General features: G+C 41.6%; 8 protein-coding genes and 2 pseudogenes. 2 read left to right on the forward strand and 8 right to left on the reverse strand.

Going from position 1 to position 11,142, the window contains the following annotated elements; all coding sequences use genetic code 11:
* Positions 1-1,016, forward strand: a pseudogene (locus tag V7126_RS14405) (mannosyltransferase); the annotation flags it as partial.
* A 374-nt stretch (positions 1,017-1,390) separates the two neighbouring features.
* On the opposite strand, the gene V7126_RS14410 reads toward V7126_RS14405, so the two are convergent.
* On the reverse strand, positions 1,391-1,765 hold the full coding sequence (locus tag V7126_RS14410; RefSeq protein WP_175075955.1) for a UPF0715 family protein: 375 nt from the start codon (positions 1,763-1,765) through the stop codon (positions 1,391-1,393).
* 129 nt (positions 1,766-1,894) lie between these two features.
* Here V7126_RS14410 and V7126_RS14415 point away from each other — a divergent pair, with 129 nt between their 5' ends.
* The gene (locus V7126_RS14415; RefSeq protein ID WP_335497664.1) at positions 1,895-3,178 is read left to right on the forward strand and encodes a hypothetical protein; all 1,284 of its coding nucleotides are present in this window, start codon (positions 1,895-1,897) and stop codon (positions 3,176-3,178) included.
* A 312-nt stretch (positions 3,179-3,490) separates the two neighbouring features.
* Here the strand turns inward: V7126_RS14415 and V7126_RS14420 are convergent.
* From V7126_RS14420 to V7126_RS14450, 7 genes and pseudogenes are all read right to left on the reverse strand, one after another.
* Positions 3,491-3,613 (reverse strand): annotated as a pseudogene (locus V7126_RS14420) (hypothetical protein); the annotation flags it as partial.
* A gap of 104 nt (positions 3,614-3,717) precedes the next feature.
* Entirely contained in the window at positions 3,718-5,127 is a 1,410-nt protein-coding gene (locus tag V7126_RS14425; RefSeq protein ID WP_175075954.1) for a glycoside hydrolase family 1 protein, read from the reverse strand.
* A gap of 40 nt (positions 5,128-5,167) precedes the next feature.
* The gene (locus V7126_RS14430) at positions 5,168-7,015 is read right to left on the reverse strand and encodes a beta-glucoside-specific PTS transporter subunit IIABC (protein WP_175075953.1); all 1,848 of its coding nucleotides are present in this window, start codon (positions 7,013-7,015) and stop codon (positions 5,168-5,170) included.
* Between the two features lie 365 nt (positions 7,016-7,380).
* Positions 7,381-7,698 carry a hypothetical protein gene (locus V7126_RS14435; RefSeq protein ID WP_335497665.1) on the reverse strand — a complete coding sequence of 106 codons (318 nt, stop codon included), beginning with the start codon at positions 7,696-7,698 and terminating at the stop codon, positions 7,381-7,383.
* Positions 7,699-7,717: 19 nt separating this feature from the next.
* Positions 7,718-7,924, reverse strand: a complete 207-nt coding sequence (locus V7126_RS14440; protein WP_335497666.1) for a hypothetical protein — start codon at positions 7,922-7,924, stop codon at positions 7,718-7,720.
* A gap of 18 nt (positions 7,925-7,942) precedes the next feature.
* Positions 7,943-8,932, reverse strand: a complete 990-nt coding sequence (locus V7126_RS14445; RefSeq protein ID WP_175075952.1) for a choloylglycine hydrolase family protein — start codon at positions 8,930-8,932, stop codon at positions 7,943-7,945.
* Positions 8,933-9,147: 215 nt separating this feature from the next.
* The coding region (locus V7126_RS14450; protein WP_335497667.1) for an AAA family ATPase at positions 9,148-11,142 on the reverse strand (1,995 nt) is incomplete at its 5' end.

Genomic DNA, 11,142 nt, shown 5'->3' on the forward strand with positions numbered 1-11,142 from the left:
ACATGTTCGGCACCGGTACTGCAGGTCCGCTGAGACTGTTCCAATCTGCGCTTTCCGGACAAATCAGCTGGATGCTTCCATTCGCACTGTTCGGATTGCTCGGCATGATGATCAGCTGGTTCCGCGACCGCCGCGAAAAAGCGGGGCAAATGAAAGAAACCCTTTTCTGGGCGGCATGGCTCATCCCTGTCGCAGGCTTTTTCAGCGTTGCGGGCTTTTTCCATCATTACTATTTGATTATGCTGGCACCGCCGATCGCCGCATTATCCGGAATCGGATGGCATGCGATGTACGGCTTGTACAAAAACCGTAAAGACTGGGCAAGCTATTTGCTGCCGGCAGCCGTGTTCATCACAGCTGCATTCCAGGTCTATATTTTAAGCGGTTATACGAATCAAATCGGCAGCGCCTGGATATACGTTCTGGGCACCTTGGGAGTCGGCCTGACGATCACCCTTCTCATGCTCAAGCGCAGCCATCCGTTTGGAAATCAGCTGACGATCATCAGCTTGTGCGCCCTGCTTCTCACACCGGTCTACTGGTCGGCAACGCCGCTCATGTACGGCAACAGCAACGTCCTTCCAGAAGCAGGCCCGCAGCTCAAAAGCTCATCAGGCGGCGGCATGTTCAGTTCAGATGTGGACACAGGGCTGCTCTCCTACCTTCGCAAAAATAATACAGGCGAAGAATACCTATTCGCTACGCTGACGACGGTCACCGCCGCACCGTATATCATCAATGCCGACGAAAATGTCATGGCGCTCGGCGGCTTCAACGGCACAGACCCGATCCTGACGGTCAGCGAGCTGAAAAAACTGGTCAAAGAAGGAAAAGTGAAGTACTTCCTGATCCCGGGCAACAACTCAGGCAACAGCGAGCTGGTTTCCTGGATCAAAAAACACGGTGAAAAAATTTCGTCAGACGAATACAGCAGTTCCTCAAGCACCATTCAGCAGGGCACAAGAGGCGGCCCCGGCGGCGGAGGAGAGACGACGCTTTATAAAGTTGAATTGTAAGAGATGCGGAAAGCCCATCGGAGATGTCCGATGGGCTTTCCGGCTGTCGAGAAAATCTCGATAGCCTTTTTAATTATGACCACAAAGTATGCAGATGATTTTATCGAGAAATCCTCTATATATAGTGTCTTGAAACTGCTGAAATAAAAAAATGATGATTTTTTGACCTGCGTCTTCACCCCCCCACTTTCTCTTTAAACTGAGAACGCCCAATTAGGGCGCTCTTTTCACATTGGGCACAATTACAACTGTACGACTTGGACTTACTAAATTGAAAAAAATAGATAATTTTCTTTTTATTACTACAAAATGTGATACAATTGACTCGGGCAAATAAACAAAAAGGGGTGAAATTTGACTTAAATCTTTTGTGCTCAATTCTTTTGGATAAAGAAAGAATCCCAAAACCAGTAAACCAAAGCCAAAAGAAAACTGAAAACGTACAATTTATACCACAAAAAAACAATAAGGCCATAGCCAGCCAATAAGGCCAATATCCCACAAACAACTAGAGAAACTATGAAGTAAATCACTAAATACCAAACATGAAATTTTTGGGGATTGCGATTTAAAAAGATTTGAACTGGAGTTGCAAAAATAAGATATGCGACCAACATAAACAAACTTATCGATCTAAAAGACGCAAAACCAAAACCCTCTAAGAACATCAATGTGTAAACTATTGTCGCTGAAAAAACGGAAAAGACAACAGTACACAAATAACCGATAATCCCACTCAAAATACCCATTAGTAAACTCCTTTTCTTCTAAAATTCAATTAATTTAACCAAAGATCGGAGGATTTTTTGTGAAAAGGTTTTTTGTTTTACCATTCTTACTAATAGTGTTTCTTTGTTTATGTTCAACACCGAAAAGCTATGCAAAAGAAGCCTCTAGCCTCTATTGATACAAAAGTGAAAAATGGACATTTTATATTAAAGGTAAACGAAAATGGGGATAAATACAAGTTCTTCAAAAATGGGGAACCTGTTTACGAAGGCTCTTCTAATGAAATCAGTGGTGATATATCAATGATTGGAGCCAAATATAAAATTGGAATTTTTCAAAATGACAAACTAAAAAAAGTGGTCACTCTCAACGTCCCTAATGATTTGCAACAAGAGACTCCAAATTCGTTCGAGGGATCATATGCCGAAGATTTAATGGCTTATCAAATTCAAAAGGGTCATTTAAATATTGTAGCAGATACTGAAAGCGTGGAGCTTTCATGGGATGAACTCCCTGATAAGGACGGGATATATGAGGTTTATAGAGACGACCAAAAAATAGGTGAAACTAAAAATAGGGAGTTTACAGACAACAATGTGAAATCGGGTGAAAGGTACAACTACTCTATACATGTAAGCATAGACCCTTCCGCACCAGAGCAAAAAGAGATCGAGAAAAAGATGCAAGAGCTAGGTTCAAACCTTTCTGAGGAAGAAAAATCTGAAATCATGAGTGTCGAAGGTTCACTCTCTGCAGTTGTAGACATGCCGGAAAACAAAGAATCATACCTAGATTCGAAAGATTCTATATTAGATGATGTAACGAATAACGATAACTTTTCAGTACAAGAAAAACTACCAAAGGATAATATGAAGGGGTGGGATTATAAAACTTTTATTCCCTACAAGTCTGTTTCTGACCCTAAACCAGAGTTTAAAAATACATACTTAAAGGGAGATAATAGAGGGTTTTCAGACACTTCTAATAAAATCAGGACACAGGCATTGGTCAATACGCAATTCCATTCACCAACAAGTATAACTTTATATAAAAAAGTTGGACAATCCTCAAGATGTAGTGACCCGGACTGCAAAAAGGTTATCGAAAGAAAAACCGCAAGCAGCGCCGGAATAAAACTTTATATTAACAGTAAAAAGAGCAACTATCTACATTGGACTGTAACTCATGCAGTTGGAATACCATTCGCAGACTATTATCCAAAGATTGACTACAGTTACAATGTAATTCTGACGAAGGGAATGGCGTCCATTTCAGGTAAACACGATAAAGCTCCAAACCATGAGTTCTATTTAAGCGCGCCATCTGCTTCTAAGTCAACGACAATCTACAGATATGCGGTTAAATCAAAGGATGACTTTTGGAATTTGTGGTTGTGGGCTCCTAAAAAATCCTGGAAAACTGAACTTTTCTAGACTGTTATAGTATGGCCTCTTCCTATCCAGTAGAGTAAGTTTTATTCTGACTGTAGGAAGGGATTTTCCTTTAATGTAAATAGAGAGATTTACTGTAGCTAAAGTATATACCAGACGTATTAGCCCATGTTGTCTCGTCACCTAAACCTTAGTTTTAAAGTTGATTTCCGGAATACGGTTATGATTACCACACACTTAGCCTAGCTTGGCTAAGTGTGTGTGAGGCCTTTTTCTTTTTACAGATATTAAAAAAGGGCTTTTCTCTACAAGCTGAAAGCCCATCGGATATGTCCGATGGGCTCTTTCTTAATGTCATAACGCCGATTTAATGACCTTCTTATAGTACAGAACAGACAACAAGCCGAAAATAGAATACAGAACAGTATTCAATACCATCACCATAATCATCGGGGACCATGCCTCTAATCCGAATACCTGTTTTTTCTCAAGTGTATAGCAAAATGATGTTACATTCTACAGAAAAATCCGGCTCTGCATTTAAAAAGCTGCCTTCATAGAGGCAGCCGATCCGGTTCACATTACAAGCTTTCACCATTCGTTTCAATCACGTTTTTATACCAGTAAAAGCTTTTCTTTCTCGTTCTTTTCAGCGTTCCTTTTCCGTCATTGTCCCGGTCGACGTAAATGTAGCCGTAGCGTTTTTTCATTTCGGCGGTGGAGGCGCTCACCAAATCGATCGGTCCCCATGATGTGTAGCCGATTAAGTCGACGCCGTCGGCGATCGCTTCCCTTGCTTCTTTTAAATGATCGCGCAAATAATTGATTCTGTAATCATCCTGAATGGAGCCGTCTTCTTCGACGGCATCGACCGCGCCAAGGCCGTTTTCTACGATGAACAGCGGCTTCTGGTAACGGTCATACAGCGTATTCAACGTAATGCGCAGCCCTTTAGGGTCGATCTGCCAGCCCCATTCAGACGATTCCAAGTACGGATTTTTGACGCCGCCGAGGAGATTGCCTTCCGTTTTTGCCAAGTCTTCCGGACTCGTGCTCGCGACCATTGACATGTAGTAGCTGAAACCGATATAGTCGACGGTATTTTCCTTCAAGATGTCTTCATCACCTTCAGCCATTTCAATGGTAATTCCGTTTTCCTTAAAGAAGCGCTTCATATAGCCCGGATAAGCTCCGCGCGACTGTACGTCCGAGAAAAACAGCGTTCTTCTCTCATTCTCCATCGCGGCGAGCACGTCTTCCGGCTTTGGCGTCATCGGGTATGTCGTCGTTGCGGCGATCATGCAGCCGATTTTAGCGTCCGGGATGATTTCGTGTCCGGCTTTGACCGCCAGGGCGCTTGCGACAAATAGATGATGCGCCGCTTGGTACATCGCATTTAACTTGTTTTCGCCTTCTTCAAATACAAGGCCTCCGCCTGTAAACGGCGCATGCAGAACCATGTTGATTTCATTGAACGTCATCCAGTATTTCACTTTGTCTTTATAGCGGGTGAAAACCGTTTTCGCATAATGTTCATAGCACTCGATCACTTTCCGGTTTTTCCAGCCGCCGTATTTTTTAATCAGACCGAGCGGCATTTCGTAGTGGGAAATCGTCACTACAGGCTCAATACCGTGTTTTAATAGCTCATCGAAGAGACGATCGTAAAATTGGAGGCCCTCTTCATTTGGTTCAATCTCATCGCCGTTAGGAAAAATCCGTGTCCAGGCAATCGATGTCCGGAATGCTTTAAATCCCATTTCGGCGAAAAGAGCGATATCTTCTTTGTAGCGGTGGTAAAAATCGATGCCTTCATGATACAGGTTCAATGACTCCATCGATTCGTCAAATGGATACATGACGCCGTTCGGCGACACATCGGCTGTCGAGAGTCCTTTTCCGCCGACATTATAGGCGCCTTCCACTTGGTTTGCGGCAACCGCTCCGCCCCATAAAAAACCTTCAGGAAACCTTTTCATTTGTTCAGTCATATCATTTCACCTCATCCTAATTTGTCAGGCTTTCCTTTCTCTACGCCAGCGCGATCAGCGCTTCCTCAATGTCAACGCTTTCATCTGTTTTCAAAGGCTTGATCGACTGGTACCGGTCCGTATTTGTAATGATAACCGGCGTGATCAACTGATAGCCAGCATCCTTAATCGCATCCATATCAAAACAGACAAGCTGGTCTCCCGGCTTTACAGCGTCGCCTTTATTGACATGCACGGTAAAGTGCTCACCGTTCAATTTCACCGTGTCGATTCCGATATGGATAATAATTTCCGCCCCATTGTCGCTTGTAATGCCGAGGGCGTGCTTCGTTTGAAAAACGGTTGTGATCGTGCCTGATACCGGGGACACCACTTTGCCTTCTTCAGGCTCAATGGCGACGCCTTTTCCCATGACTTCTCCAGAAAATGTCGCATCATCCACTTCACTCAATGCTTTGACTTCGCCTTTCAGCGGGCTTTGAATGATCTCTCCCGCTCCCGCTTCAGATGGAGATGGAGCAGCTGCTTGTTCATCGGCTTCGTCTGAAGGAATGTCTTCAAATCCTAACAGATAAGCAATAATGGTCGCTGCAAAGAACGCGATGACGAGCCCGATCATCGCCTGAACAAACGTAGGGCCGATGAACGTCGGAATACCTGGCAATCCGGCGTTTCCGCCAACGATGTAAGATGCAACTCCTGTGATGCCGTAAAATGCACCGCCGACGGCTCCCCCAAGAAGCGCGGAAACAAACGGCTTTTTCAGCCTCATGTTGACACCGTACATCGCCGGCTCCGTAATTCCCATCAAAGCCGTGATGCTTGTGGTCATCGACAACGATTTAAACGTCGCATTTTTTGATCGTAAAAAGACGGCGAATGACGCTCCCGCCTGTCCCATATTGGCCAGGAACATAGCCGGCATCAAATAGTCGTATCCGTTTTGAGTGATATTGTTGAGCATGATCGGCACCAATGCATAGTGCATCCCCGTCATAATGATAAGGGAGAACGTTCCGGCCAACAGGATCATCGCAATCAGACCGGCATGCTGGAACAGATAGTTCACGCCGACGGAAAGGTAGTTTCCGATAATCGCACCGAGCGGACCGACCGTGATCAATGTGACGGGCACGACGATCAGCAGGGTGAAAGTCGGTACAAAGATGAGCTTCAAAGATGTCGGCGTAATTCTATCAATCCATTTTTCTACATAAGATGCAATCCAGATGGCAAGCAAAATCGGAATGACCGTCGACGAATACGTGGCAGCGGTTACAGGCAACCCGATAAAGGAAATGCTTTTGCCTGAAGCAAGCAGAGCCGTCAGATCCGGATGCAAAATCGCCGCTCCGATAGCCGCTGCTACATAAGGGTTGCTGCCGAATTTTCTTGCAGCACTGACTGCGAGCAGTAAAGGCAGGAAGTAGAAAGCTCCGTCGCCGATGGCAGACAGAATGGTGTGCGCCTGACTCTTCTCGCTCATCCAGCCGAATGTCACGGCTAACGCAATAATTCCCTTGATCATACCCGCACCGGCAATCGCCGGGAGAATCGGGGTAAATACGCCTGAAATGACATCAAAAATGGACGCAAGCACGTTTTTCTTTTGAGAAGATGGCTGCCCGGCCTTTGCGTCGCTCAGGCCGCTGTTGGCGAGCATCGCCTTATACACCTTAGGCACATCATTTCCGATAATGATCTGAAACTGTTCACCGCTGATGTTCGTTCCCATTACACCGGGCACGTTTTCCAATTTCGCACGATCAGCCTTGCCATTGTCATAAAGGTTGAAACGCAGTCTTGTCATGCAGTGAATCACGCTCTGTACGTTCTCCTCACCGCCGACGAGTTGTAAAATGTCTTTTGATACTTTATTATAATCCATATGAGTACCTCCTCCTTTTGGGGGAATATGCCGGACTGAAGGTGGCCGCCTTCACCCGGCTTTTTTTCTGGAAACATATCTGCTCGTTTTTGCATCACCTCCTTAATTTCAGGCACAAAAAAAACCTAAATTACGGACAGCTTCCCGGGACAATGTCCCGATGATACTCTCGTAACTTAGGTTTTGCCTGCTAAAGCAGTAACAATCCTTAAGAACTTGCTGATATTAGTTTGTATCTATACTGTAGCACCTGCCTATCTTTATGTCAACGCTTTCATTACAATTGTCGGATAAAAAAATAAAAGCCGCCATTCCTTGTAAATCGGAATTTGGCAGCTTTTTTCTTCTGAAAATCTCCTTTTCTATTAAGACTTTCTTCCTGGTTTTCTCCGTTTTTTCACCGCTGCTGCTTTTCGTTTGGTGAATGCGGAAGCCCTTCTTCTGTTCTTGCGGCGCACAGCCTTTGTTTCAGGTTCCTGCGGTTCCTTTTGCTGTTTATGAAGGAGAAAGCCTGCAATGAGAAACGGAATTTCGGATGTATTCGTAAAGATGTTTTTAATGCCCATCGCCAAAATAAAAGAACCCCACGCAGAAAACGGATTTTTTCTGATTTTGATATACGCGGTGATTTCCAGGGCAATAAAAATAAGCGACTGCGCCAAAATGACGATTAACATGATCAAAAGGAAAAAACAGCCCCAATTAAACAGTGTCCCCGAATAAATCATCGCTCTCAGCATACAAAGTATCAGACTGCGTATATCCGCTCACGGCATCCGGATTCCAAACGGTGTAAGAATCAAACCACCCGCTTTTGATGCGCAGGAAAACGAATAAGATGCCGAACCAGTACCCAATATGCAACACTATTCCTAATAAAGTGAGATTGTTTGCTGCTTTGTTTTGCATGATGTTCCTTCTTTCGAATTATGATTGAAGTGAGTGAATCGCCTCTTCAGCATTTGCCGGAAACGATTTGAGTTCCTTCTGGTCAAGGTCTTCTTGAAACAGGCAAACCTTCTGAATCTGTCGGTTTTGATAATGATGGTAATAATAGCTCCCCGAATGGCTGCACATGGCCGCCGTGTATTGCGTATAGTCATCTTCCCCCTGCTCAGTAATGACGATGCCTTTCGGTATATTCATATTTGAAAGAATATGAAAAGCTGCAGACACTCCCTCTGTTTCGCCTGTGACGGGTTTCATATGTTCTTTCAAATAGGCCGTCCTCACAAAGCGGGAAGGCGGGGTGAAATCTCCCGGCAGTCCAGCTAAACCCGATCCTTCGCCAAAAGCCGACAACGTCAGTTCACCTAATTTTTTAGCCTTACACTGCCCGGGCCGCAGCCCGATGTAATTTCTCAAATTGGTCAAATGCCACGAAAATTCAGGGCTGTTCGTCATTACGCCGACAGGATTATCATGAACCTGAATGCCGTCTGCCGTCGGTTCGACAACGATGCTCCGTCCGGAACGGTCCGACAATATCCAGTGCAGCGGCGTAACCGTACCGAGCAGCTTTACCTCTCTCTCCACAATCGCAAGAGAAGACAACGCAGCCTTCACATCCTCCAGGCTGACGCAGTTCGACAACACCCATGTCACAAATTCATGCGGCGCGATGTTATCATGGTTATCCTTTGGTTCTTTTTCATACACGGCATAACCCGGGAAATAAAGCGCAGCGCACGACAGGCCTTTTTCGTTCACACCATCGGCAAACAAAGCGTTTTCAAACCGCCTGCCCATTCCGATAAACGCGTATGGCCCCCTATGTTCCCTGCCGTCAGCTTCACTCATCCATTGATACATGCGCGGATGCAACAGCACCTCTCCGTCAAGCTGAAAAGTAAAATCCATCGTTCTTGCCAATAGATGCACCTGATCTGCAGTCGTCAACGTCACACTCGTACACATTGTGCCTCAGTCCTTTTTGGTTATTACACTTAGTGAACAATTTATGTTCATCTTAACGAATTGGAAAGGATTAGTCAAAATCCCGGCCCTAAAAAGGTGTAATAACCAATAAACACCTTGATTGCCATTGTTCTTGCATTCAAGGTGTTAAATGTACTTAATAATTATTTTAAAAACCGTTCATATTAAAGAAATTTAAGTTTATAAATATTATGCTAACAGACTGTTATCATCGATTCTTCAAAATACTCTATAATTTCGATAGCTAATGAATGTGTTATTTTTTTATCTTGAGCCTCCTGACTATATTCCTTTGCTACTAACATCTTAACTTCAGGCTTTTCTAGAAAGGAAACTAGCTCATTCTTTCTTCTATATGCTTCATTTCCATTAGGTAATAGCAATGAATCGTCTCCGCTTATTTTTGAAAATTTCTTTTCCCTATTAAGTTCATAATTGTTAAATAAGTCTATGATAGTGCTGTCTTGATTTGCTAAAATTACCTTTTTGATTGAGTTATAATAAATTTCAGGATCAAGACAGTCTTCTATCTCTGTTTTTTCATAAATTGTTCCTTGTTTTGCAACGTCTAACAATTTTATAACTTCTTCGTTGTTAGATCTAAAAACTTGTAAACGTCTTAAAGATATAGGCATATCTTTTAAATTTTCAAATTTATAATTCATTTTTGTCTCATCTGTATCGATTATGCAAAGAATCTTTCCTTTAAAATCCTTTCTTTCTTTTTTATCTATCAGAAGCGGATTAAGTAACAGATTGAATAATTTTACTACATTTCCACATCCGCCCACTGGTAATATTCTGTACTCTTTACTATCTGGCAATATGGTATCCAGATAAATTTTATCATCCCCTCCTTCACATATTATCCAATTACTATTTTCTTCATTGGTTTTTATATAACTCAAAATACTAGTAGCTAAATCAAACATGCTTTTCAACTCTACATCTTCAGGAAAGCTTCTTTGATTATCTAAGTAATTAAAAAAACTATATTGGCTTATTCTTAAATTGTCGAGATTTTTTTCTAAATGTATTAACTGTCCCTTAGTGGTAATAGGTAAAAATCCATACCAATGTGTTGTTATTATTATCTGACTATTGAATTTATTAGCTAAGTCCTCAATCCTCGTAAACTGAGCAAAACAGTTTGCTACATTTAAAGAAACCTCTGGTTCATCGATAGCTAGTACAATCTCTTTTTCCTTTTGATTAAAATTAGAAAGAAATGCATATGCTATATCTACTAGTGCTTTTCTCTGCTCTCCTGAACTTAATTTGGAAATTTCACGTTGATTATGTCTTAAGGATTTTTTTAAAAAATAAGCTTCTAATATTTTATCTCTTAAATCAGTTCTTGTTAGTCTTTTTTTAAAATTTGCACTAACCCCATAATCATATCTTTTATCTATACTTTTTATTTTTTCATTTATTTCATTCATGAACTCATCAAGATTTTGGTTAATAAAGCTTAAAAAACTAATATTTCTACCGTCAATATTTAAAGGCCTTTCAATAATTTTATCTACTAACTCTAGTACATCTCTACTCATTAATTTTTGCATCTGTTCTGCTTCAATTTTAAGAATATCATTCGCCCTTTGTTCTACTGAAATATATACATAAGAGTAATGTAATAAAATTAATTTCTTTATTTTTTCAAGTTTTCTTTCTGGTTCTTTTCCTTCAAGTAACTTTGATAGGTATCCATGAAAAGGACTTAAGGTAGCCTTACCATTACTCTTAACACCAATAACTAAGAGATAATAATCTTCTTTATATTTACTTTCTAATTTCCTTTTAATTTCAAAGAATTTATCAATATGCTCTCTTCTAGAACTCCCCTGCACAAGGCTGTCTAAATTATTCCATATGTAATCACTTATTTTAGTTAAATCAGCAATAGTACTTTTAAATTCATTAATTTCTGATCTACTAAATCTAGAATCATTCTCAAATCTTGAATTAAATTCTTTTTTATTAATTAAGAAAACCGGTGATATATAGACCTCATCTTTTTTTGAACCTTTATAAATATTCCAATCTCTATTATTAAAGAAAACATCTATCGCTTCTAAAATTCCGCTTTTTCCAACCCCATTATTGCCAATGTAGACTGAATATTTATCCTCTAATCCAATTGTTATTGGAACAAAATAAGCCTTATTATATGATTTATAACCATTTAT

This window comes from Bacillus sp. JJ675, assembly GCF_036963165.1.
In the GTDB taxonomy this organism is placed as follows: domain Bacteria; phylum Bacillota; class Bacilli; order Bacillales; family Bacillaceae; genus Bacillus; species Bacillus glycinifermentans.